The sequence below is a fragment of the Rhodospira trueperi genome (genome assembly GCF_900101965.1).
GTDB lineage: Bacteria > Pseudomonadota > Alphaproteobacteria > Rhodospirillales > Rhodospirillaceae > Rhodospira > Rhodospira trueperi.
The window spans coordinates 146,489-170,479 of sequence record NZ_FNAP01000009.1; the positions used below are offsets into that span (position 1 = coordinate 146,489).

The 23,991-nt window shown below is 66.8% G+C and carries 17 protein-coding genes; 8 read left to right on the forward strand and 9 right to left on the reverse strand.

Annotated elements, in window-relative coordinates; translation table 11 throughout:
• Window positions 1-77: 77 nt before the first annotated feature.
• The 6 genes from BLS85_RS12785 to BLS85_RS12810 all read left to right on the forward strand — a co-directional run bounded on the left by BLS85_RS12785 (window position 78) and on the right by BLS85_RS12810 (window position 6,814).
• Window positions 78-842, forward strand: a complete 765-nt coding sequence (locus BLS85_RS12785; protein WP_092786888.1) for a hypothetical protein — start codon at window positions 78-80, stop codon at window positions 840-842.
• Between the two features lie 89 nt (window positions 843-931).
• Window positions 932-1,174: a helix-turn-helix domain-containing protein gene (locus tag BLS85_RS12790; protein ID WP_176793702.1), complete on the forward strand. Its 243-nt coding sequence runs from the start codon at window positions 932-934 to the stop codon at window positions 1,172-1,174.
• Window positions 1,174-1,431 (forward strand): hypothetical protein, encoded by a 258-nt coding sequence (locus tag BLS85_RS12795; RefSeq protein WP_092786890.1) that lies wholly within the window; start codon window positions 1,174-1,176, stop codon window positions 1,429-1,431. The genes BLS85_RS12790 and BLS85_RS12795 overlap by 1 nt, the downstream gene beginning before the upstream one ends.
• A gap of 185 nt (window positions 1,432-1,616) precedes the next feature.
• Window positions 1,617-2,228: a hypothetical protein gene (locus BLS85_RS12800; protein ID WP_092786892.1), complete on the forward strand. Its 612-nt coding sequence runs from the start codon at window positions 1,617-1,619 to the stop codon at window positions 2,226-2,228.
• A gap of 153 nt (window positions 2,229-2,381) precedes the next feature.
• Window positions 2,382-4,199, forward strand: coding sequence for a site-specific DNA-methyltransferase (locus BLS85_RS12805; protein ID WP_218128409.1), 1,818 nt, complete (start codon window positions 2,382-2,384; stop codon window positions 4,197-4,199).
• A gap of 5 nt (window positions 4,200-4,204) precedes the next feature.
• Window positions 4,205-6,814, forward strand: coding sequence for a DEAD/DEAH box helicase (locus BLS85_RS12810; protein ID WP_218128411.1), 2,610 nt, complete (start codon window positions 4,205-4,207; stop codon window positions 6,812-6,814).
• Window positions 6,815-7,330: 516 nt separating this feature from the next.
• Here the strand turns inward: BLS85_RS12810 and BLS85_RS12815 are convergent.
• The 9 genes from BLS85_RS12815 to BLS85_RS12855 all read right to left on the reverse strand — a co-directional run bounded on the left by BLS85_RS12815 (window position 7,331) and on the right by BLS85_RS12855 (window position 20,486).
• Window positions 7,331-8,869: a DHA2 family efflux MFS transporter permease subunit gene (locus tag BLS85_RS12815; protein WP_092786894.1), complete on the reverse strand. Its 1,539-nt coding sequence runs from the start codon at window positions 8,867-8,869 to the stop codon at window positions 7,331-7,333.
• A gap of 14 nt (window positions 8,870-8,883) precedes the next feature.
• Window positions 8,884-10,155, reverse strand: a complete 1,272-nt coding sequence (locus BLS85_RS12820) for an HlyD/EmrA/EmrK family protein (RefSeq protein WP_092786896.1) — start codon at window positions 10,153-10,155, stop codon at window positions 8,884-8,886.
• 293 nt (window positions 10,156-10,448) lie between these two features.
• Window positions 10,449-10,925 carry a MarR family winged helix-turn-helix transcriptional regulator gene (locus BLS85_RS12825; protein WP_092786898.1) on the reverse strand — a complete coding sequence of 159 codons (477 nt, stop codon included), beginning with the start codon at window positions 10,923-10,925 and terminating at the stop codon, window positions 10,449-10,451.
• Between the two features lie 311 nt (window positions 10,926-11,236).
• Window positions 11,237-12,628 carry an MATE family efflux transporter gene (locus BLS85_RS12830; protein ID WP_092786900.1) on the reverse strand — a complete coding sequence of 464 codons (1,392 nt, stop codon included), beginning with the start codon at window positions 12,626-12,628 and terminating at the stop codon, window positions 11,237-11,239.
• 21 nt (window positions 12,629-12,649) lie between these two features.
• Entirely contained in the window at window positions 12,650-13,867 is a 1,218-nt protein-coding gene (locus tag BLS85_RS12835) for an MFS transporter (protein ID WP_092786902.1), read from the reverse strand.
• The gene (locus tag BLS85_RS12840) at window positions 13,855-15,597 is read right to left on the reverse strand and encodes an ABC transporter ATP-binding protein (protein WP_092786904.1); all 1,743 of its coding nucleotides are present in this window, start codon (window positions 15,595-15,597) and stop codon (window positions 13,855-13,857) included. The genes BLS85_RS12835 and BLS85_RS12840 overlap by 13 nt, the downstream gene beginning before the upstream one ends.
• Window positions 15,594-17,333: an ABC transporter ATP-binding protein gene (locus BLS85_RS12845; protein WP_176793704.1), complete on the reverse strand. Its 1,740-nt coding sequence runs from the start codon at window positions 17,331-17,333 to the stop codon at window positions 15,594-15,596. The genes BLS85_RS12840 and BLS85_RS12845 overlap by 4 nt, the downstream gene beginning before the upstream one ends.
• Window positions 17,334-17,338: 5 nt before the next feature.
• Window positions 17,339-19,396: a TonB-dependent receptor gene (locus BLS85_RS12850; protein ID WP_176793706.1), complete on the reverse strand. Its 2,058-nt coding sequence runs from the start codon at window positions 19,394-19,396 to the stop codon at window positions 17,339-17,341.
• A 172-nt stretch (window positions 19,397-19,568) separates the two neighbouring features.
• Window positions 19,569-20,486, reverse strand: a complete 918-nt coding sequence (locus BLS85_RS12855; protein WP_092786910.1) for a helix-turn-helix domain-containing protein — start codon at window positions 20,484-20,486, stop codon at window positions 19,569-19,571.
• Window positions 20,487-20,739: 253 nt separating this feature from the next.
• On the opposite strand from BLS85_RS12855, the gene BLS85_RS12860 reads away from it, so the two are divergent.
• Complete coding sequence (locus tag BLS85_RS12860; RefSeq protein WP_092786912.1) at window positions 20,740-21,633, forward strand: helix-turn-helix transcriptional regulator; 894 nt, start codon at window positions 20,740-20,742, stop codon at window positions 21,631-21,633.
• Window positions 21,634-21,793: 160 nt separating this feature from the next.
• Window positions 21,794-23,971, forward strand: coding sequence for a TonB-dependent receptor (locus tag BLS85_RS12865; RefSeq protein ID WP_092786914.1), 2,178 nt, complete (start codon window positions 21,794-21,796; stop codon window positions 23,969-23,971).
• The last annotated feature ends 20 nt before the right edge of the window (window positions 23,972-23,991 follow it).

Sequence of the window (23,991 nt, forward strand, 5' to 3'; positions counted from 1 at the left end):
ATGGGCCGGGTGCTGCCCTGGGCATCGGACGTATGTCCGTATAGGCTGCGCGGAGCACTCAGCCCAGGACCGGACACATGCCCAAAAAACACCAACCCCGATGGGGATACAGGTCGCGCCCGTGGTTCGTCGAAGAGCGCGAGCCATTCTTCTCCGACGACGTATTGGACCAACTCCTTGCGAAGTACGCGATCCCTGATGCCTTGGCGGATCGCGTCCGAAATCAATTGGAGATGAGCGCCGACATATATCACGCTTACCGTAATAATATGGACACGGCGCCACGCCCGGCCGAAAAAAGGGTTGCACTTGAAGAAATATCTAATCTGGCGGCCCGGCTTCGCGAATGCCTTGACGAAATTGATGACTTCACGGGCGCCATGTTCTGGGCATCGGAAATCCAGACAACCCAGGCCGCGTTGCTCACCGACGCGGAAACGACCGAATTCGGACACCAGATTTCACGGCACAAGAGTTCCGATGGCAGCGAAGTGATCTGGTGGGAAAACCGCGACGTGCTTCGGCGTTCGCTCGACGTTATCGGAAGGTATGCCGACGCCGCGCTTGACCGTTTGCCCACGGACCAGGGCGGCCCAACCCAGTTGGAGGGGTTGCGCATGTGGGCCGCGAATATGCGCAACCTGTGGGAGAATATTCTTTGTCGACGTTTCACCGTTGATTATGAGGGAAGCGATCCGGTTTCGGACGCTGCGGCGTTCTGTGTCGATGCTCTGCAATCGGTCGATCCCGACGTTCGGTCGTCAAGCGTCATCACGGCCCTGCGCAAAACGGTGAAAGCGGCGCGGCGTGGTTCGTCTGGCAAAATGCCCTCCCAAAACTGACCCCCATTTTGCCAGCGCTTTTTGGTGACCGGCGCGCTGTCTCCTGCCTGAATAGCGTTATCGCTCATCAGGAAAGGACACAGTAAACCATGAATACCGCCTCCAATGACAACCAAGTTGACGAACGGATCTATCTCGACAGCCTGATCAACGAAAATGAAGCCGCCGCGTTTCTCGGCTATTCCGTGCGCGCGCTTCAGAACTGGCGCGTGCGCGGTGGAGGCCCGGCCTTCGTCAAGGTCTCCAGTCGCTCGGTGCGGTACCGGCGCCGCGACCTGATCGCATGGACCGAAGCCCGCCTTCGCCGCTCCACCAGCGAGGAGGCGGCGTGATGGACGGCTTCGTCAAGGTCGCCCGGGCGGTCGATACCCGCGAAGGGTTGACGGTCACCCTCTACCGCCGGAAGCGCCCGGCCGGCTTCCACGTGCTCGCCCGCCGCACCCGCGCTCCGGGTGTGGAGGGGCGCGCCCTCCGCCGGTTCACGCTGTCCACCGTCTCTCGGCTCGCGCTGATCTCGTTCCGTCAAGGTCGCTCGCGGGGACCCGCCGGCCGGCTCGCAGAGCCGGACGGTGGGCGGAGCGCACCTTGACGCGCCCCCAAAAAAACACGCTCGACCCCAGAGGGGCGTCCCTGAACAGGGGCGCCCCTCTGCCCAGCGGCGAGCGTTCTTCGGCCGCGCGCAGCGCACCCCCACACCCCCCACACCCGAAGTCTCGGAGGGGGGTCTTTGTAGCACCCGCCTCTGGAAATACATGGCGCAAAGGAGCGGAAACCATGCATGTTCTTTACAGTGGGTTTGACGGACTTGATGTTTGCTTCAAGGGGCACCTTCCCCCTGACGGTCTCGACACCCTGGAAGAGGCCCGGGAGGCGGCGCAGGCCAAGCGCGCGGCCCAATTGGTCACGGTGGGCGAGATCGCGATGCATGTCGCCGACAGCGGCGCGCGCGGCGGGTACAAATTCCGCTGCGACACCGGCCCGCTCGGCGCGACTTGGTTCTTCAAGGACAGCCGCCGCGCCAACGCGGATCCCTGGCACATTCGCGTCTCGGTCAAGTCCGCTGCCCTGGCCGCCTACGGGTTGAAGGGGGTGCGCCGCGACCTGTACGCCGTCCTTGGTGGGCTCGGCGTGCGCGTCGGGCCGGGGGGCGAAAGCATCGGCCGGGTTGATGCCGCCGTGGACGTGCTGGCCCCGGCCCTGGTGTTGAACCCGGACGCCTTCGTCATGCCCTCCGGCTGCAACCGCGCCGATCACATTGAGGACAAGAGCGTCAATGGAAAGTCCGGGCGGACCACATCCGTCACGGTGGGCAAGATGCCGGGGCGCCAGACCATCGTGTACGACACGCGGGCGGAGGCCATCGCCACGGGCAAGGCCCATTGGTGAGACATCTGGTCCGATGCCGCCGCGCGCGCCGGGTTGCCCCCGCGTCGCCGCGCATGAACGCAAGGCGGCCCAAGGGGAGAGAGGGGCTTTCTCCCCCGGGGTTCATGAAGTAGCCTGACTGCGGTGGCGCGGCGGATCGGGCCACCATGGAGTGTGCCGCGCATCGAGGGGCTGGCCGTGACCGAATTGAGCTTCAAGGGCAAGGAGTTCGTCTACAACCACCACCTCGCGGTGCCGTTCCGGCCGCTCATCCCCCAGGAAGCCAAGGGCATCGGCGCGCCGTCCATGGACGGCAACCTGATCATTCACGGCGACAACCTGCACGCCCTGAAATCGCTGCTGCCGATGTATGCGGGCAAGGTGGACTGCGTCTTCATCGACCCGCCCTACAACACCGGCAATGAGGGATGGAGCTACAACGACAACGTCAACGCGCCCATGATCAAGGAATGGCTGAACGCCAATCCGGTCGGGGTGGAGGACGGTCTTCGGCACGACAAGTGGTGCGCCATGATGTGGCCGAGGCTGCGGTTGCTGCATGAGTTGTTGTCGGAGACCGGCAGCTTCTGGATGACTCTCGACGACAACGAAATACATCGTGGCCGGGCGCTTCTGGATGAGGTATTTGGTGAAGGAAAATTCATTGCGTGTTGCATCTGGCAAAAAAGATACTCTCGTGAAAACCGCGAAGCTATTGGTGATATACATGACTACGTGCTGGTTTATTCTAAGTCGCCTGACGCCTTCAAGGCTTTAAGAAATAAAGTAGATCCAACAGAAGATCAGCTTAAAATATATAAAAACCCTAACAATGATCCTCTTGGTCGATGGCGCGGAATTCCAATGACTGCGCAAGGCTATCGGCCAAATCAAATGTATCCCATACGAACGCCCGGCGGCGCAGTGCACACTCCGCCAGAGGGGCGTTGTTGGAGCATGATTGAGCGCGAGTACAAAGTATTACTTGCAAAGGGACGAATCTGGTTTGGTGCTGACCAAATGGGCCAACCCAACGTAATCCGATACGTTGATGAAGTTGAAGGATTTGTTCCATGGACATGGTGGCCGAGCGATGAAGTTGGCCACACCGATGAATCAAAGAAGGAAATGCACGCGTATTTTGGGCGCGAAGATGCTTTTGACACCCCAAAGCCGTTTCGCCTTCTTCGCAGAATAGTCCAAATAGCCACTGACAAGGACGCTTTAGTTCTCGACTCCTTTGCCGGCAGCGGCACCACCGCCCATGCCGTGCTTGAGGCCAACAAGCGCGACGGCGGCAACCGACGCTTCATTCTGGTGGAGATGGAGGACTATGCCGACCGTCTGACGGCGGAGCGGGTGCGGCGCGTCATCCGGGGCTACGACTTCACCGGCACGCAACGGACGGAACTGCTGCGGGAACGGCTGACTTGGCGCGGCCTGACGAACGCGGGCGATCTGGTTCACAAGGTCGAGGGCATCGAAAACCTGGAGACCGGCCGGTTCGACAGGATCAAGAAGGAGGTGAAGGGCGGGGAACTGATCGTGACCGGCGAAACGCGCGTTCAGGAGCGCGCGGAGGGTCTCGGCGGAACCTTCACCTATTGCACCCTGGGCGACCCGGTCGAGTTGGACAAGGTTCTGACCGGCGAGACCCTGCCCCCCTTCGATGCCATCGGCGCCGCGCTGTTCCACATGGCGACCAACGAAGCCCTGGACCCGTCGGGACTATCGGAGGTCGCGTTCTACCTGGGGGAGACGGACGCGCTGCACGTCTGGCTGATCTATCGCCCCGATCTGGAATGGCTGAAGTCGGCGGAAGCCGCGCTGACCCTGGCGCGGGCGAAGGCGTTCGCGGAGGCCAAGCCCGGCAAGCGCCATCTCGTGTTCGCGCCCGCGCGGTTCGTCAGTCAGAAGATGCTGAACGAACGGCACATCCCGGTCGAGTTCGTGCCGCTGCCGTTCGCGCTGTACAAGATTGAGCGGGATTGACCGCCATGATGATGCGGCGCTTGGACTATCAGGACCGCGTTCTGAATACGCTGGGGGAATACCTGGACGTGTTGAAGGACAAGAAGGCGGCGGCCGATCAGGTGGCGGAGGTGGCGCGGAACAATCCGACCGTCACCATCCCCGTGCCCGACTTCACGCGCGAGGCCTGGGTGGCCTTCCATGCGGCGGGCCGGCTGCCGCCGTCGCGGGCGCATGTTCCGTTCTCTCCGCGCGCGGACGGCATCGGACGGCCGGTTCCGAACGCGGTGCTGAAGGTGCCCACCGCCGGCGGCAAGACGTGGCTGGCCGTGAACGCGGTGTCGCGCATCATGGGCCGCTATGCCGGCAAGAACACCGGCTTCGTGCTGTGGATCGTGCCCAACGAGGCCATTTACCGCCAGACCCTGAAGCGGTTGAAGGACCGCCAGCACCCCTATCGTCAGGCCCTGGACCGCGCGGCGGCGGGGCGCGTGCGGGTGATGGAGAAGACCGACCGCCTGGACGCGCGCGACGTGGACAACCACCTGTGCGTCATGCTGCTGATGCTGCAAGCCGGCAACCGGCAGAACCAGGAAACCCTGAAGATGTTCCGCGACCGGGGCGACGTGCAGGGGTTCTGTCCGGCCGACGGCGAACAACAGGCGCATCAGGCCCTGTTGAAGCGGGTGCCCAATCTCGACGCCTACGACAACGACGGCTTCTTCACCGTCGTCAAGGACTCGCTCGGCAACGCGCTGCGGCTGATCCGGCCCGTGGTGGTCCTGGATGAGGGGCACCGGGCCGTCTCCGACCTTGCGTTCCGCACCCTGTATGACTTCAATCCTTTGTTCGTGCTGGAACTCTCCGCCACCCCCAAGGACGTGGCCCCGCGCGGCGGCCGGACTCCGCACCCCGGGCGGACGGCGAACATCCTGGTGGACGTGACGGGCCGGGAGTTGGATCGCGAGGGCATGATCAAGATGCCGCTCAATCTGGACCCGCGACAGGGGACGGACTGGCGGGCGACGCTGCACGCGGCCCTGGACAAGCTGAAGGCCCTGGACGCCGACGCGCGCTCCCTGCGAGCGGAGACCGGGCGCTATATCCGACCGATCCTGCTTGTCCAGGTGGAGCGGACGGGCGCGGACCAGAGGGGCAGCGGCCACATTCACGCCGATGATGTGCGGGACTGGTTGCTGACGGCGGGCTTCGATCCGGCGGAAATCGCCATCAAGACGGCGGAGACGAACGACCTGGACCAGCCGGAGAACCTCGACCTTCTCTCCCCGAAAAGCCGGGTGCGCGCCATCATCACCAAGCAGGCCCTGCAAGAGGGATGGGACTGCCCCTTCGCCTATGTGCTGTGCGCCCTGGCTGCCAGTTCGAACCAAAGTGCGATGACGCAGTTGGTCGGGCGCATCCTGCGCCAGCCGGACGCGGACAAGACCGGCATTCCGGCCCTGGACGAATGCCACGTCATCACCCATCACGCCGCGACCGCCGATGTCGTCTCCAGCATCAAGACCGGGCTGGAGCAGGACGGGCTCGGCGACTTGGTTCTGAACGTGGTGGCCGGTTCCGCCGGTTCCGCCGGGGCCAGCGGCCAGCGGCTTGGGCGGCGCCCGTCCCTCGCCTCCGCGAAAATCTTCCTGCCGCTCGTCATGATGGTGGACAGCGATGCGGCGGCGGCGCGCCCACTGGATTACGAGACAGACATTCTCGCGGCCATCGACTGGCGCGACTATGACCCGGCCGACATCGCGGCGGCCATCCCGGAGAATGCCCAGGCGGCCGACAGCCAGTTGCAGCGCATCGCCCTGTCCGATGACGGCGACGACCTTTTCGTGAACGACGCGGTCTCGGCCAGCCCCGAGACGTTGGCGTTCGATCCCGCCCACGCCGTGCGCATGATCTCCGATATCGTCCTGAACCCCTTCGTCGGGCGGGATATCGTCGGGCGCCTCGTCGCGCATCTGAAGGCGCGCGGCTTTGATGATGCGCGGATCGGCACCCTGGCTAACCTGATCGTGCCCGAACTGCGGCGCGGCCTGGACGCCGAGCGTTCCCGGCGGGCGGAAGCGTTGTTCAAGGCGGAGGTGAAGGCCGGGCGGGTTCAATTCCGTCTGCGCCTGGACGGCCGGAACTGGCCCATGCCGGAGACGATGGACACGCCGCAACCGGCCGGTGCCCGTCAATTGGTCGGCAAGACCGGCGGCCCGCTTCAGAAAAGCCTGTTCTCTCCCGTGTTTGAGGCCGACCTGAACCGGGACGAACAGGACGTCGCGGTTTATCTGGATGCCGAGAAGACGTTGGTGTGGTGGCACCGCAACGTGGCGCGGTCGCAATACGGCCTTCAGGGGTGGCATCGGGCGAAGGTTTATCCCGATTTCATCTTCGCGGTCGGCGACAACGGCGTGACGCAACGGATCACGGTTCTGGAAACCAAGGGCGACCAACTCGACAATCTCGACACCGCCTACAAGCGGAAGCTGCTGGATGTGCTGTCGGAATCGTTCCGTTGGGACGACCACACCCCGGCCGGAGAACTGGAGATCATCCAGAACAACGGGGAGTCCGTGCGCTGTGCCCTGGTCCTCATGAGCGAATGGCGGGCGAAGCTGCCGTCCTATCTGTGACGGCAAGACCGGCCCGGTTGGCCTTGAGCCAACAACAGGCAGCGCACGACCATGGCGGAAACTCGCCCCACCCCAGTCAGCACCGCTCCGGCCGGGGACGGAACCGGCCCCGCCACCTAGAACGAAACAAGGGGCAACGCCAGCGTTCGCTGTGAGGCTGTAGAGAATTGAACGACAATACTTTTTGCCGGTGCGAGCCCGCCCCGCAAGGGGCGGGCTCGCAATCCAGGGCAAGGTGCACCATCGTCCGCTCTGGATCGCCGCGCCCGCGTCTAACGACGCGGGCTCGCGATGACAGCGTCAACGGCTGGGATCAGCCTCGTTTTCATCGACCAGGGCCAGCGAAGTCGGTGGCAACTGATCATGGCCATCCTTGATCCTGACTCGTCAGGCCAAAGGCGAACCGCCGCTTCGCGGCGCCGTCCCCATCTTTTTTGTCGTGCTGGCATCGTAACGCGATGCCAGAGGCGCACTGGCCACCCGACAAAAGACGTCACGCCTTTTCGTCGGCCGGTATTAGTGGCGCGGCGGGCTTGCCGGCCGTGACAACCAAATCGCCGCAATCAAGATCAGGAACAGCCCCCCCGCCAGCCAGAACATGTCGAGGATCGACAGAAGCTGGGCATGGGGGGTGACGATCCGCTCGTTGACGAGGGCGAGGGCCTGATGGTGCGTCAGCCCGAGGGCCTGGGCGTTCTCCAGCGCCTGGGTTGTCGCCGTCGAGGCCGCCGTGACGTGTTCCGTCAGATAGGCATGGTGACGCGCCGCGTTGTTTTCCCACCCGGTCGTCCAGAGCGAGGCCGCGAAGGCGGCGGCCATCAGCCGCAGGAAGTTGAACAGCCCGGACGCCGACGGAATGCGGTGCGGCTCCAGGCCGGACAGGATGATCGCCGTCAGGGGAATGAAGAACGTGGCCATGGCGATGCCCTGCCACAGGTGCGTGTTGGCGATGGTCCAGGCATCCACGTCCGGGGAGAAGGTGGCGCGCCAGAAATTGCACAGGGCCATGACGATGAAGGACAGGGTCGCGAACCAGCGGGGATCGACCGTGCCCATCGTGCGGCCGATGACGGGGGAGATGATCAGCGCCAGGATCCCGATCGGCGCGGTCACCAGCCCGGCCCAGGTCGCCGTGTATCCCATTGTGCGTTGCAGCCACATCGGGATCAGCACGAGCGTCCCGAAGAAGGTGGAATACCCCAGCGTCAGCGCCAGACAGCCGGCGGCGAAGTTGCGTTGTGCGAACAGGGACAGGTCGACGATCGGGTGCTCCTCGGTCAACTCCCAGATGAGGAACAGCGTGAAGCCGACGACCGCCACCACGGCCAGGACCACGATTTCCGTGGTGTTGAACCAGTCCAGCTCCTTGCCCCGGTCGAGCATGATCTGGGTCGCGCCCACCCACACCACCAGCAGGATCAGGCCGATGTAATCGACCGACACGTGCCGGGTGGGGCTCTCCCGTCCGCGCAGGACAACGGCGGTCACCCAGATGGACAGTAGGCCGACCGGAATGTTGATGAAGAAGATCCAGGGCCAGGACCAGTTGTCGGTCAGCCAGCCGCCGAGGATGGGCCCCATGACCGGCGCAATGGTCGCCGTCATTCCCCAGAAGGCCAGGGCCAGCCCGGCCTTTTCTTTCGGGTAGGACTGCAACAACAGGGCCTGACACAGCGGGATCATGGGCCCCGACACCATCCCCTGCAGGACGCGGGCCGCCACCAGCATGTTCAGGCTCTGCGACAGGCCGCACAGCACGGAGGCCGCGGTGAACAGAAACGTGGACATCAAAAACAGCCGCAGGGCGCCCAGCCGCTGGGTCAGCCACCCCGTCAGGGGGACCGAGATGGCGCTCGACACGGCGAAGGAGGTGATGATCCACGTTCCCTGACTCGGACTGACCCCCAGATCGCCGGCGATGGGAGTCAGGGCCACGTTGGCGATGGTCGTGTCCAGCACGTTCATGAACGTTGCCAGGGACAGGCTGATGGTGGCCAGGATCAGGGGCACGCCAGTCAGAGGGGGATGGGGTGGTGCCTGTGGAGGCTGAGCCATGAGTCCGCCTCCGGTCAGTGCGACGGCGCCGCCTCGGCCGGCGGTTCGTCCAGCGTGTCAGGGAGAGCCGCCGCGGCGAGGGTCTCGGCGATCAGGCGGTCGACGAGGTCGCAGGCGTCCTGATCCAATCCCGCGTAGACCGCGGTCTCGGCGATCGGGGCGCTCGGCCGCACCGGCGCGAGCTGAGACCCGCTCTGATCCCGCAGGTCGATCGACACCCGCATGGACAAGCCGACGCGAAGCGGATGGTCCGCGCGTGGACCAGGATCAAGGGCGATGCGCACCGGCACACGCTGCACGATCTTGATCCAGTTGCCGGTGGCGTTCTGGGCCGGCAGCAGCGAAAAGGCCGACCCGGTTCCCGCCGACAGGCCGATGACCTGACCGTGGTACTGGACTGCGCCGCCGTAGAGGTCGGCGGTCATGTCCACCGGCTGGCCGATCCGCACGTCGCGGAGCTGAGCCTCCTTGAAGTTGGCGTCCACCCAGAGATCGTCGAGCGGCACGATCGCCATCAGCGGCGTGCCCGGCGTGGTCCGCTGGCCGACCTGCGCCGACCGCTGGGCCACCTGCCCGGAAATCGGCGCCAGGACCCGCGTCCGGCGCCAGTCCAGGTAGGCCGCGCGCACCTCGGACGCCGCCAGCCGGACGCGCGGGTGCTCGGTGACCGTGGTCCAATCGACCAACACGCGGGCGGCGGCCAAGTCCTCATGAGCGGCGGCCAGGGCCGCTTCCGCCCGCACCACGTCGTTCCGGGTGTGCCGGAGCGTCTCCTCGGACCCGGCGCCGGTGCGGGCCAGATAGGCGTGACTCTCCAGATCGTCCTGCGCCCGCTTCAGTGCCGCCTCGCGGACCTTGATGGCGGCCGCCAGCACGCGCGGCTCCGCGAACAAGCGGCGCACCTCCCGCACCGTCTGCGCGAGGGTCGCCTTGGCCTTGTCGAGGGCGACGCGCGTATCGGTGTCGTCCAGGATCACCAGGGTGTCGCCGGCGGCGACGCGGTCGGTGTCGTCGGCGTGCACGGCGACGATGGTGCCGGCGACTTGCGGCGTCACCTGGATGCGGTTGCCGGCGACGTAAGCGTTCTCGGTCTCGACGTGGAACCGGCCGATCATCGACCAGTAGGCCCAATAGCCCCCACCCGCGGCGACGAAGATCGTCCCGGCCAGGGCCAAACCCACATAGCGTCGTCGCTTGCGTGGTGCCGGGGACGGAGAGTCCGGGGACGCGACCGGCGGTGAGCCGTTGGGTGGCGTGGAGGACTGGCTCGACGGAGTTGAAGACATGACGGTTGATCCTGACTGCGCACCGACAACCACTGGGCGTTGAGGACGATGGCCGACCCACGCCCCCACCCGGCTGCCGTCGGGGGTGAATCGGGCAGTCGGGTGGGGAGCGGGTCGGTGCCGCCCGGCGGATGGGAGAGCGTCATCCGCCGGCTCTCTGACCGAGCGAAGCGCGGCATCCCGACATCATGCGCTGCTTTGCTGCCGTTACCTCGACTGCCCAGGCAGCGAACTGGCGATGCGTTGTCCTCCCGAGGTTCTGCGTGACGGACGGTCTTTGCCGGTCGAAGGGGTCAGGGGCTGAGGGGCGGGACCGCCGCGAGGCGTTTCAACAGATCGACCAACACTCCAACCTCTTCGGGCGTGAAGCCCTGGAGGTAATGACCGAGAACGTCCACGCCGATCCGTTTCACACGCGGGTAGATCGCCTGCCCCTCCTCCGTGAGGCTGACCTGGACAACGCGCCTGTCGTCGGTCCTTCGCTCCCGGTGGATCAACCCCCGTGCTTCCAGACGGTCCAGCATCCGTGTCATGGAGCCGCTGTCATACCGGAAGCTTCGGCAGAGGTCGGCCGCGGTGGTATCCAGCCCGTTGGCGATGCGCATCAACACCCGCCACTGGGCGGCCGTTATGCCATCGATCCGAGCCTGCCGATCAATGTCATCGAGCAGTCGGTTCGCAACCTCATTGAGCAACCGCCCAACGCTGTCCTTGGCGGACACCCCGATGTCCGTATCACGGGTTCCCGATCGGGACGTCTCGGTAACCATGGCCTCCCTCATGTTTGTTGCGCACACCGTAACGGCCTAGGCAGTGTTTTGTCAAGAGGAACGCTGGCGGCGCGGGACTGCGTGTCATGGCCGGGCGCATTCGACACGTACACCCGTTTTGCCAGCTCCTGCCATTTCGCTCGGGGTGGCTGGCCGAGGGCACCACGTCACGGACTGACCTTGCCCTGCAAAAAGGGACAACGGGTTATGCCGCGCAAGGCTCAGCTTCCTCCAGATTACCTAGCCGGGGGCTGAGTGCAGGCGCCGGCGATTGTAGTGGCCGCCGAGATAGGCGAGCAGACTTTCGGGCGCTATCCCTTCAAACGCTGCCCAAGGCGCAAGGCCAGGAGGACGCAGGCCACCACGAGGCCGGCGGAAAGCCCATACCACCAGCCGAGCGGACCCTGCGGCGCCACGATCCAGTCGGTGAAGCACAGCACATAGCCCAGCGGCAGGCTGACCAGCCAATGCGCGACCAGCAGGACCAGGAACGGGCTGCCCGGGTCGCCCAGCCCGCGCAGGAAAAAACCGAGAGCGATAGCCAGGACGTCGATGGTCAGGACGACGACCACCACCCAGAGCAGGTCCAGTGTCAGACCAACCACGATCGCGTCCTGGGTGTAGAGACCGGTTACTTCGCCGTCGAACGCGGCCAGAAGGGCGGCCAGGAGGACGGACAGCCCCACCCCGAGTCCCAGGGTCCAACCCATCACCACGCCCAGACGCGCGCGATCCCCGCCGCCTGCGGCGCGCGAGATCAGGATCGTCGCCGCCATGCTCAGTCCGGTCGGCGTCATCAGCAGGATCATCAGGATATTGAACGCGATCTGGTGGGCGCCGATGGCCACCGCGCCGATGGTGGCCATGAACACGGCCACCACCGCCATCACCAGATAGTCCGACAGGAAGTTCAGCGCGATCGGCAGCCCGAACAGGATGAACCGCCCCATCTCGGCCGGGGACAGATCAGCCGTCCGGAGGCGGTGCCCCCACAGGGGCCGGACGGCCCGCACCAGCAGGCTCACCGCTAGCAATGCTCCACCCATGCCCCAGAACACCGCCACGGTTGCGGCGCCGAAGCCGGCACTGCCCAGGGCCGGCAGACCCATGTGCCCGTGGACGAACGCATCGTTCAGCGCGATCTTGGCGGCCACGCCCATCACCGTGATCAGGGTAACCACCGCTGGCGCGCGGTGCGCCTCCAGGACGAACCGGGCCGCCAGAAACAGCCCCATGCCCGGCAGGGCGAACGCCACCCAGCGCAGGTAGGCGGTCGCGTCGGGAATCAGGTCCGGCGCCACGCCAGCGAGTTGGAACAGCGGCGCCGATCCCCAGAACAGCGCCGAACCCAGCACCGTGCCGCCCGCCAGCCCCACCACCAGCCCCCGCGCAGCGAGTCCGGCAACGCCCGCGACATCGCCCTCGCTCCCGCTGTCCCCCAGGCGCTGGCCAATCGCCGGGGTAAGGCCGTACAGCAGGCCGAGCAGGAAGATCATCATCGGCGTCCACACCGCCGCGCCGGTGGCCACCGCCCCCAGGGTCTGGACCCCCAGGTTGCCGGCCATGACCACGTCCACCACGCCGCTGGCCATCTGCGCGAACTGGGAGACGACAATGGGTGCCGACAGGAGCAGCAGGCTCGGCAGGATGCGGGCCGGTCCGGACGCGGATCCGGCGACCGGCGATACTGTGGCTTCGGTCATGGCAGGTCCTCTTGAAACGGCTCAGGACTCACGGGATACGGCAAGCGACGCATCGGGCACGGCGGCCCGCGTCGCACCGTTCAGCACACCGGCCAACACCGCCGCGACCGGCAGGAGAAGGACATAAGCGACCGCGACACCCGCCGACAGCGCGCCGTAGCCAACCGCCTGCGCCACGGCACCGCCGATTCCGCCGCCGACCAGCGTCACCACGGTGTCCACACAGACGAAGAAGGTGAAATCGGTGCCCCAGCGGCCTTCGCGCGCGGCGGCCATAAACATCCGGTAGAGGGTGACCAGCGCCAGCGATCCGACCGCCCAGAACAGGCCGACGGCACCCAGCGCCATCTCTGGCCAGGGCTGAAGGGTTCCGGCTGCGAGGCCGCCGAACACCAGCACAAGCCCGAGAACAGACCCCGTCAGGGCCGCGCGCTCCCGCCATCGGGTGATGACAACGCCGGCCAGCAGGGCGCCGACGATGCCGGCCACCATCACCCAGACGCCGTTGAACAGGGCCAGGGCCTCCAGCGTGTAGCCCAAATCGACCAGAAGGGGCTGCAACAGGGGCATCATCAGACTTTGCGGGGCGCGCACCACCAGAATGACCGCGATCAGAATCCAGGTCCGGCGGTGGGACAGGAACCGCCGCAACGCCCCACGCGGTGCCGGTGTGGTCGCGGGGCCGGCGGTGTTCGCCCGCATCCCGAGCGCGGTCAAACCCGACAGGGCCATGACACCGGCCAGGATCAGGCACAGCCCCGACCAACCGAACGGGCCATAGAACGCCAGGAGCAACCCGCCGCCCATCAGCCCACCCAGGGCGCCGCCGGCCCCCTGGGCCACATTGCCCCAGGTCATGCCTGTGCCGCGCAGGGTGGAGGCGGCCCAGCCGTCCACGGCCACGTCCTGCGTCGCGCACGCGAAGGCGATCACTACCGCCGCGCCCAGGACCCACGAGACATCCGTGGCCACGGTCAGGCTCGCGCTAGCCAGGAACCCGGCTGCCGCCAGCGCCTGCATCAGGACCACCCAGTTGCGGTAGGGCACCCGCCCGCCCAGCCGCCACCGGTCCACGAGCGGCGCCCACACCACCTTCAGCGCCCACGGCAGATACACCAGCGACACCAGACCGATGCTCGTGAGGGGCACGCCGGCCTCGCGCAGGATCGCCGGCAGCGCCACGTAGAAAAAGTGCATGGGCATGGCCTGCACAACGTAGAACACGGTCAGGCTGACCATGCCGGCTCCTCCAGAGTGTTCGGGGTGATGGCGTCGGCGGCCCACAGGCGGGCATAGGAACCGCCGACCGCGAGCAGGTCCTCATGGCGGCCACGCTCGACAATGCGGCCACCGTCCACCACCAGGATCTGGTCGGCGTCCCGCACCGTCCTCAGGCGGTGAGCGGCGGCGATCAGGGTGCGGTCGCGCGTGGCCTCCCGGAAACGCCGCCACACCTGGGCCTCGGTCTCGAAGTCCAGCGCGGATGTGGCTTCGTCCAGCAGCAGCACCGGCGCGCGCGTCAGCAGCAGGCGCGCAAGCGCGATGCGTTGCGCCTCGCCCCCCGACACCCGCGCCCCGTCGTCGCCGAGCGACGGCCCATCGTCCCCGGCGCGGTCTTGCACCAGGGCGGCGCATCCGGCGATCTCCGCCGCGGTGGCGATCCGATCCGGCGACGCATCGGGATCGGCCAGAGCGATGTTGTTCGCCACGGACGCGTCGAAGACGAAGGCCTGTTGTGGAGCCAGAACCACACCGCGCCAGTAGGCGTCGCTGCGATAGGTCCGCACGTCGCGACCGTCGACCAGGATGGCCCCCCTGTCCGCCGGTCCGTAGGCGGCCAGCAGCCGCAGGATGGACGACTTGCCGGACCCGCTGGCGCCCACCAGAGCGGTGAAGGTTCCGGGGTCGGCGTCCAGGGCGATGTCGCGCAGAATCGGTCGATCTCCGCAGGACCACGACACGCTGCGGAACGCCACGGCGCCGCGCGCGGGTGGGGTGGTGTCGGTCCCCTCGGTCATGGCCGGGGTGTCCAGCAGCCGGCGCACCCGCTCCACCGACACGCCCAGACCCTCGATAAGGTCTACCAGCCCCATCAGCGCTCGCAGGGACTCGCCGATGCGCACGCCGGCGACGACGAAGATCAGCACCGTCTCGGCGGGAAGGGCGCCGCCGACCAGCAGCACCAGACTCAGGATCAGAACCGCCGCCACGGCGCCCTCGATCACCAGGGCGTTGGCGAACAGGAGCGGAGTCAGCCGTGTCACCAGGCGCCGGTTCACCGCGCGCAGGACCTCGACCGCCCCCGCAAGCGCGGCATGGCGGCGCCCTGCGGCGCCGAGGACGCGATAGACCGGCAGCCCCTCGATGTATTCCACCAGCCGCAGGGTCAGGGTGCCGAAGCCGTCCGCGCGTTCGCGGTTGAGGCGGAGGGCGTGACGCCGCGACAGGGCCATCAGCCCCACACACAGCGGTGCCGCCACGGCCAGAACCAGGGCAAGGCGTGGCTCCAGGACCGCCAGCCCGGTCACGAGAAGCACCGGAAAGACCGTGTGCAGGATCACCCCGGGCAGGGCCTGCGTCGGCGCCATCTGCAGGGTCGGAATGTCCTGCGCGATGATGGTGCTCAGATCATCGGCGCGGCCGGCGTCCAGATCACCCAGGGAAAGACAGCCGGCATGCGCCACGGTTCGCGCCCGCAGGTCCCGGGAGACGTCCAGGGCCAGCCGCATGCCCGCCGCCGAGGCCCACAGGCCGACGGCCGCCCGCGCCAGGAACACCCCCAACAGCGCCCCGATCCACCAGGGCCGAACCTCCGCCAGTCCGTCGGGCGACATCACAGCCCGCAGCACCAGATACACCAGGACGAACGGCGCCCCCGCCATCATGGCGTCCAGGACCTTGGCCGCCAGGACGCCGCCCAGCCGGCGGCGGTGGAGCGGGCCGATCAAGCGCAGGTAGGCCGCGATCATGCCGCTGCCCCCCGCCGCGCGTCGCTGAGGCGCCGATAGGCCGGACAGGCCTCCAACAGGTGCGCGTGCGTGCCCTGACCGCGCAGCGTTCCGGCCTCCAGCACCAGAATGTGGTCGGCAACGGCAGCGGACGGCAGGCGGTGGGTCACGAACACGGTCGCCCGCCCAGCGCGGTAGGTCCGCAGGCGCTCCAGCAACGCCCGTTCCAGCACCGGGTCGGCGTGCGAGGTGGCCTCGTCCAGGACCAGAAGCGGCGCATCGCGCAACAGGGCGCGCGCCAGACACAGCCGTTGGCTCTGCCCGCCGGACAGGGTGACGCCGTCCCCGCCCAGCCGTGTCTCCAGACCGTCCGGCAGGGCATCGATCACGTCCAGGCAGCAGGCCGCCCACAACGCGCGGCGCAGGTCATCGTCGCTCGCCTCCGGGCGCGCCACGCGCAGGTTGTCGGCCACGGTGTCGCGGGACAGGAACGTTCCCTGAAAAGCGAAGATCGCAAAGGCGTACCAGTCGTCCGGGCGACGGTCGGCCAGATCCGCGTCGGCGACCCGGACCCGCCCCCCGTCGGGATCCAGCAGACGCGCCAGGATCCGCACCACGGTCGTCTTGCCGGCTCCGGACGCCCCGACGATCGCCGTCAGGCCCTCCGCCGGCAGGGTGAAGGACAGGCCCTTCAGCACCGGATGCCCGTCGATCGAACAGGAGACGGCCTCGAACCGCACCGGGTGTGCGCACGCGACGGCTCGGCGGAGCGGCTCTTCGTACGGGGGACCGGCCCAACCCAGCACCTCGGCGATCCGCCGTATGCCGGGGCCCATCTCCATGATCTCGTGCAGGGTGTGCTGCACCTTCTCCAGCGGCGTGACCAGGGCCGGGGCCAGGCAGATCAGCAGAACGTAGTCCCGCAAGGTGGCGCCGCCCTCCTGCACGGCCCACAGACCCAACCCCACCGCCAGAAACGTTGTGCCACCCAGAAGGACCTGGGATAGCCCGTGCGGACACAGGCCCTTGCGCGCCCAGGCCCACTCGAAAGCGTGGACCTCGCCGATCAAGCGGTCGGGCGCGGCGGACTCCGCCGTCCGGCCCCAGGGCGAGCCGATCATGCGCAGCACCGGTTGGCCCCGGACGAACTCGATCAGGCGTGCCGAAACCCGTTCCTGCAACGCGCCCAACTGCTCCGCCAGGGCCGTGTTCGCCGGGGTGAGCAGGAACACGCGGACCAGGATGGCGGCCCCGACCAGCGGCGCCACGGCGATCAGCGCGAACCGCCAGTCCAGCACCGCCAGCAGAACGACCGAGAACAGGCCCGGCACGAGGGCCGCCACCAGATCGGGGATGGCGTGGGCCACCAAGCGCTCCAGCCGCTCCACGTCATCGCGGATGATCTTGACCAGGGCGCCGCGCCCCTCGCCGATCACCCGCGCCATGGGCGCGACCTCCAGCCGACCCAACAGGGCGAACCGCAGGTCGCGCAGCATGTCGAAGGCCACCAGATGCGCCAGGGCGGACCCGCCCGCCAACGCCGCAAACCGCAGAAGCACGATCCCGGCGGCGGCTCCCGACAGGATCATGGCGAGCGAACCGGTCAGCGTTCCGGCCTCGACCGCACCGACCAGGACGGCCAGGATCACCCAAGGCCCCAACGCCAGAAGCGAGGCCACCGCCGAGAGGAGCAGGGTCGCCGCCACCTTCCCCTTGTAGCGGGCCAGGACCGGCAGCAGGCGTCCCGGATCGGACACGCCGCTCACCATCGATAGCTCAGCACCGCCCCGAACGCCCGACCGTCACCGGGGGCAACCGCGACCCGGCCGTTGGAGTTCATGTAGCCGGACACTGCGTACTCTTCATCCAGCACGTTGTTGGCGTAGAGGCGCACCGAGATGGCATCGAAGTCCAGGCCGGTGGACAGGTCGACCAGGTGATAGCCGTCCAGGGTGGCCTCGTTGGTGATGTCCCCCTCCCGATCCGACCGGTAGCTGTACGCCACGCGGGACGTCCAGTCGCCGTCCAGCCCGGCAAGGGTCAGGGGATACCGGTAGACGCCGTTGATGTTGGCGTTCCACAACGGCACGTTCGGAACCCGGTTCCCGTCGCGGATGCCCGCGTCGGGAACATCCTGCGTGAAGGTGGCGTGGGTGTAGCCAAGACCGCCGCCGAGGGTCAGGTTTTCGGTCGCCTGCACCCGGCCCTCGACCTCGAAGCCGTAGCTGTCGACGTCGCCGGATTTGATCTGGAGCTGATAGGTGGTCAGGTCATAGGCGTTGACCTGTTCGTCCTCGGCCGTGGTGTAGAACACGGCCGCGTCCAGCACCGCCCGGCCGCCCAGGAACCGGGCTTTGTTGCCCAGTTCGTAGGTCCAGGATCGGGTTTCGCCGTAGGCATCCTCGATCTCGCCCGACGTGGCAATGTTGGCGGAATAGCGCTGGAACCCGCCCGGTTTCCAACCGCGCGCGACCGTGGCGTAGGTCGAGACATCCTCGGTCCAGTGATAGGCGAGGGACGCACGACCGGTGACGGCGCTCCAGGAGTCCTCCTTGGAATCGCTGGCGGCGAGGCCCATCGAGCTGGTGTAGTCCGTCCGCGCGTCCTTGGTGACGTAGGAGTAACGGGCGCCCAGGGTCAAATCGAACCCGGCGCCCAACGGCACCGTCGTTTCACCGAACAGGCCATAGGATTGGCCGTCTACGCTGGCATCGCGCCGTTCATCCGTGGCCCACCCCATCATGGTCGTCGTATCGGCGAAGAGGGCGTCGAAATCCATGGCGCTGAAGTTGGCGCCGACCTGCCAGGCGATGGCCTGATCGTCGGCGCCGGTCAGCCGGAGTTCCTGGACGACGCGCCGCGTCTCCTCCTCGAAATCCGAGACGTAGCCACCGCCGTCCGCGGCGAGCATCAGACCGTCGTCCAGCAGCAGGTCGATGTTGTCGCCGATGGTTTCGGCGGTCACGCGGCGAAAGCTGGTGACCGACGTTGCCGTCGCCCAGTCCAGGTCATAGGTGATCGTGGCGCCCACCCCGAGGGAGGTCTGGTCCGACCATTCGGAGACTCGCTGATCGACCGATGGGTAATCCGCGGCGTCGCGCCAGATCCAGTTCGGGTGATCGGTCTCGACGCGCGATCCATCCAGGGTCACGTCGATGCTGAGGCGGTCGGTCGGCGTGATGGCCGCCTGCCCGCGCACCGACCACGCGTCCTCCTCTCCCACGTCGCCGCCAAATCGGCGATCCTTGATGGTGCCGTCTTCGTGACGGACGGATCCGGAGAGGCGCATGGCCAGACGGTCCGGAATGATCGGTCCCGAGAGGGAAACCTGCCCGGACCGGCGGCCTTCGTTGCCGAAATCCCCGATCACCCGGCCCTCGAACGTGTCGCTCGGCGCCTTGGTCACGATGTTGATGGCGCCGGCGGAGGAGGCATCGCCGAACAGCGTGCCCTGGGGACCGCGCATCACCTCCACCCGGTCCACGTCCAGAAGGTCCATGTCCGCCATGTGTCGGGGCACGGGCACGCCGTCGACGTACACGCCGACCGAGGTGTCGTCCGGCGCGTCCATCAGAACCGCACCGCCACCCCGGATGATAAACGTGGAAAACCGCGCCGGGCCGGAGGTCGTGGCCGACAGGTTGGGCACCAGCTTCATGGTGTCGAACACGGTTTCAACCCCAGCCTCGTCCAGGTCGTCGCCGTCCATCACGCTCAGGCTGATGGGTACGTCGGACGCGCTTTCGGCGCGCTTTCGCGCGGTGACCGTCACAGGCTCCAGGACCAAAGCCTGCAGTTCCTCGGCGTGTGCGGACGTCACCGGCGTTCCGAGCAGTACGCCCGTTCCCACGCCCACCCAGGCCATCGTCCAGATGGAGTGGTTTGCTCCCCCCGTCTGCTTTGCCCTCACAATCCCCTCCTCGACGTTGATGTTGCGACCGAGTCGCAGGTCGCATGCTAACGGCGAGGGGAGACGCGGCGAACCGCGATTCCTATCGATGGCGGGGCAAGGCTTTCGATGAAGGGGCAGCGGTAGAGGCCGTGCCCCGCAGCGCAGACGGCGGCACGCCGTACCGTTTGCGGAACGCCTGCGACAGGTGGGCGGGCGTCAGGCCGACCGCATAGGCCGCCACCGAGACCCGGGATCCCAGGTCCACGATCAGGTGGTGGGCCCGGGTCAAACGCAGATCCGTCAGGACCTCGAAAACCGTCGCAGCGTAGAGGTGGCGGAACCCCGCGTTGAGCGCTTTCTCGCCCAGGCCGACCATCCGCGCGAGATCGCCCAGCGCCGGCGGATCGGCGAGTTGACGCTCCAGGATGTCGTGGGCTTGTCGAACCCGCTCCCGATGGGCCTGTGCAAAGCGGCAACACCCTGGCCCCGCGCCATCCGACAGCGATCCCCTCAGCAGAAGGACGAGAAACTCCAGCGCTTTCGCGGATTGATAGGGAGCGCGCAGGCTGTCGGGCATATCGGTCCGCAAACCCTGCTGGAGGGCGGCCAAGGGCGCCGGCCCCAGGTCCGAGAGCGACCAGACTCCCCCGGAGCCGGGGCCGATATGCGGCAGGCGGTCGCGCATACCGCCCATCACGGTGCTCAGCCATGTGTCGGACAGGAATGCGCCCGCGATGCGAAGGCACTGGCCGCCCGGAACGTGGCACACCCATTCAGCAGGCTCCGGATGGTATACGCACAGGCACTCCCGTTGCCCGACCGCACACCATCCACCGTTAATCCACACCCGGAAGCACCCTTCCAGCGCGAAGGACACATACAGGCCCGGTGGCACCGGGTAGCGAAGGACCACCTCCGTATCCGTGCGCAGCGTTCCGTCGGCAAGACAGACGCCTTGGCCGTTCGACGGGGCGGATTCGACGAGGGTCTGGCTTTCCAGGGGCAAGAGGTCGGACATGGGGCTGCCTGCGCGGTGCACGTGTCGCCGCAAGAGAGAGTGTTTCGGCTAGGCATGCCCCGAAGGCGTGTGGCCCAAGAGCCTCCAACACACCAAGCCGTACAAGCGGTCCGGCTTCACAACTCAATGGAAGGTCTCTTGCCTCGTGGCACTAATCATTGATTGATTTGCGAGTGATTGTCAATATCATGGATGCTACTCCGAGAATGGACGATGCCGTCCGCCCTGGGAGCCCCCCCGCGAAGGCCGCCGCATGACCGGAACCCCAGCCCAGAACACGCCCAATGGACGCTTTGTTTCCAGGGAGATCCGTCCCGGCCTTCTGGCCTCGCTCTGTGACATCCGGTACCGAACCGACACCCGCGTCGAGATCGAAACCCAGCCGTCGCTGTATATCGGGATCGTGGTCGGCGAGGCGGCGGCGCCCGTCACCGTGGACCATTGCGGTGACATCGAAGTCCAACCGCTTTGCCCCGTCCTGATGGCCTTCGGAGAACCCGCCCGGTGTCTGGGTCATCATCGGGCCGGCGTGCGGTGCGCAAACGTCGGGATCACCATCGCCCGGGAGCATCTCGAGGCCATGGCCGAGACGTACGGGGACGACGTTTTCGCCGTGCTGCCGGCCCTGGTGTCGGACGCGCCGAAGGTCCGTCATCTGCCGCCCAGCGGCCGGGCGCTGGCGGCAGCCCTGGACATGCTGAACTGTCCCTACGAGGGGGCGCTGTCCCGCCTTCACCTCGAAGGCTGCACCCTGGCCCTGTTGGCGGACATCGGGTCCCATATGCTGCCGGGGCGCCCCAGCGCCACCCGCCGCTTGGCGCCCGCCGATATCGAGCGGACGCACGCCGCGCGCCGGATCCTCGACGAGAGCCTCGCCGATCCGCCGACCCTGGCCGTCCTGGCCCGGCGGGTCGGGACGAACGTCACGACGCTGTCGGCGCACTTCCGGGCGGTGTTCGGGGAGACAATTCGATCCTATGTCCGCCGCCAGCGGTTGGACCTGGCCCGGACTCTGCTGCGGACCCAGACCCTGCCTGTCTCACAAATCGGCTATCGGGTCGGCTTCGGCAATCCCGCGGCCTTCGCCACCGCTTACCGCCAGCGGTTCGGCTATCCGCCCAGCGCCGAAGCCCGATCCGGCCGCTGACGGCGCAAGCCGCCCCCGTTTCACGAAACATTTTCCCGTTTTCGCGAAAGCCGGCCGCGTTGCGATGCCCCGGCCCTTCCACGACGCTCCCGCTTGTGCGCGCCCAAGGTCACCGGGCGCACCCCCGGTTTCACCACCCCCGCATGGAGCGTAGGCAATCATGAAGAGGCACACTGCCAGCGTCGGCGCGGCGACCTGTCTGTCAATGGCCCTGACCGCTGTTCCGCACATCCCCGCTAGCGCGCAGGAGGCGCAGTCCGCCGCCACCGACGGCGTGATGGTGCTGGAGCCGGTCACCGTGACGGCTCGCAAACGCGGAGAGGACGAACAGGACGTCCCCGGCAGCCTGACCGTCATCAACGGCTTTGATATCCCGACGTCCACCCTGAATCCCGGCGCCGACGTCGCCCGCGAGACACCAAACTTCAACTTCGTCGACTACGCCCAGCCCGGCAGCGCCTTCGGCACCATGCGCGGCATCGGTCCTCTCGGCAGTCCGCTCAACTCGCTGGACTCGACCATCGGCTTTTCCACCAACGGCGTGCCGACCACGTCCATGGGGTTCTCGCCCACGCTTCTCGACGTGGAGCGCGTGGAGGTCCTGCGCGGCCCGCAAGGCACCCTGTTCGGACGCAATGCGCTTGGTGGTTCGGTCAACGTTGTGACAACGCCCGCCGACGGGCAGCGCGAGTTCCGGGTCACCGGCGAACTGGGGACGGACGGGTATCGCCTGGGCGAGGCCCTGGCGGCGGGTTGGCTGGTCCCCGATGTTCTCGCGGGGCGGGCCGTGGTGCGCTACCAGGACTTCGACGGCGACATCCACAATACGGTGACCGACAAGGACGAGGGCGGCGCAGAACTGACCGCCGGCCGCGGCACGCTCCACTGGACGCCCGGGTTCGATCTGGATGCCACGCTTGCCGTTGCATTCAGCCGGGAAGAACGGACGGATCCCGTGTACATGCTGCGGGACGGTCCGGGTTACCCGAAAACCGCCGCCGACATCACACCCGAGGGCAATCGGGACTCCCTGGATACGACGCTGGAGATCTCCAAGCGTTTCGACTCATTTACGGTGACGTCGGTCACGGGCGTGCAGTTCATCGAACTGGACAGTCAGACCGACTACACCGACGCCTACCTGTACAACCAGTATCTGGGCCAACCGTTCGAGTCCTACAACGATCCCTCCATTGATTACGGCTACACCGATGAAAGCGAACGCATCATCTCCCAGGAGCTCCGACTGAACGCCCCGGAGAAAAACGCCATCGACTGGGTCCTTGGCGTCAGTTACTTCCGTTCGGACTATGACCAGAATCGGGACCAGCAAAGCAACCTGTTCTCCAACCTGAACGGGACCTATGACACCGAGATCGAATCCCAGACGTTCGCCGCATTCGGCGACGTTTCGGTTCCAATGCCGTTCGTGGAGGGCTTGACGGTATCGGGGGGCGTCCGCGTCGCGCATGACACGCAGGACATACAGTCAACCTTCATCTCGAACGGCTTTCCCGGCAATGTGCCGCGCTTCAGTCAGGACCAGGACTTCTCGGACACCTATCTGACGGGCCGGATGGCGGTGTCCTATGACTGGACGCCGGAGGTCATGACGTACGCATCGATCGCGCACGGCTATTCATCCGGGGGCTTCAATCGGCTCACGGTGAACGCGCCCGCCGGCCAGCCCGATGACCCGTTCCAGCCGTCTACCGTCTGGACCTACGAGGCCGGCGTTCATGCCAACCTGCTGGACCAGCGGCTCAAGCTGAACGCCAGCGTGTTCTACAACGAGGTCTCGGACGGCCAGTTGTCGACGTTCGATCCGGCCTCGCTCGTCTTCTACTTCGAGAACCAGGACTACGCCAGCACTGGCTTCGAGGTGGAAGCGCGGGCGCTGCTGGCGCCCGGCCTGGAGGTGAACGGAGGCTTGGGGTTCACCCACAGCGAACTGAAGAACGTAGCCGAAGGCTCCATGACGGGCGCCGAGGATGGCGGTCGCGTGCCCAACGTCCCCCGGTTCACGGGGAACGCCGGCATTCTGTACAGCCTGCCGGCAGATGTCGTCGAGTTGCCCGGGGATTTCTTCAGTTCCGCGACCTATCAGTTCGTGGGAGACCGCGAGGCCGATGTCGCCAACTCCTTCGCGCTTGATCCCTACCACATCGTCGATCTTCAGCTCGGGTGGGAGACCGACCGCGTCCGCCTGTACGGCTTCGTCCGCAATGCGCTGGACGAACGCCCCGAGTTCTTCGGGTTGCAGTACGCGGCCGACGCACGAACGACGATGGTCGGGCGCGGCCGCATGATGGGCCTAGGCGTCAGCGTGTTCTGGTGATCCGGCCCTGAACACCGGCG

What these genes read in the sequence shown, in the direction of transcription:
- BLS85_RS12785 (WP_092786888.1), top strand. Translation starts at nt 78, where the DNA reads ATGCCCAAAAAACACCAACCCCGATGGGGATACAGGTCGCGCCCGTGG.
- BLS85_RS12790 (WP_176793702.1), top strand. Translation starts at nt 932, where the DNA reads ATGAATACCGCCTCCAATGACAACCAAGTTGACGAACGGATCTATCTC.
- BLS85_RS12795 (WP_092786890.1), top strand. Translation starts at nt 1,174, where the DNA reads ATGGACGGCTTCGTCAAGGTCGCCCGGGCGGTCGATACCCGCGAAGGG.
- BLS85_RS12800 (WP_092786892.1), top strand. Translation starts at nt 1,617, where the DNA reads ATGCATGTTCTTTACAGTGGGTTTGACGGACTTGATGTTTGCTTCAAG.
- BLS85_RS12810 (WP_218128411.1), top strand. Translation starts at nt 4,205, where the DNA reads ATGATGATGCGGCGCTTGGACTATCAGGACCGCGTTCTGAATACGCTG.
- BLS85_RS12815 (WP_092786894.1), bottom strand. Translation starts at nt 8,869, where the DNA reads ATGGCTCAGCCTCCACAGGCACCACCCCATCCCCCTCTGACTGGCGTG.
- BLS85_RS12820 (WP_092786896.1), bottom strand. Translation starts at nt 10,155, where the DNA reads ATGTCTTCAACTCCGTCGAGCCAGTCCTCCACGCCACCCAACGGCTCA.
- BLS85_RS12825 (WP_092786898.1), bottom strand. Translation starts at nt 10,925, where the DNA reads ATGGTTACCGAGACGTCCCGATCGGGAACCCGTGATACGGACATCGGG.
- BLS85_RS12830 (WP_092786900.1), bottom strand. Translation starts at nt 12,628, where the DNA reads ATGACCGAAGCCACAGTATCGCCGGTCGCCGGATCCGCGTCCGGACCG.
- BLS85_RS12835 (WP_092786902.1), bottom strand. Translation starts at nt 13,867, where the DNA reads ATGGTCAGCCTGACCGTGTTCTACGTTGTGCAGGCCATGCCCATGCAC.
- BLS85_RS12840 (WP_092786904.1), bottom strand. Translation starts at nt 15,597, where the DNA reads ATGATCGCGGCCTACCTGCGCTTGATCGGCCCGCTCCACCGCCGCCGG.
- BLS85_RS12855 (WP_092786910.1), bottom strand. Translation starts at nt 20,486, where the DNA reads ATGTCCGACCTCTTGCCCCTGGAAAGCCAGACCCTCGTCGAATCCGCC.
- BLS85_RS12860 (WP_092786912.1), top strand. Translation starts at nt 20,740, where the DNA reads ATGACCGGAACCCCAGCCCAGAACACGCCCAATGGACGCTTTGTTTCC.
- BLS85_RS12865 (WP_092786914.1), top strand. Translation starts at nt 21,794, where the DNA reads ATGAAGAGGCACACTGCCAGCGTCGGCGCGGCGACCTGTCTGTCAATG.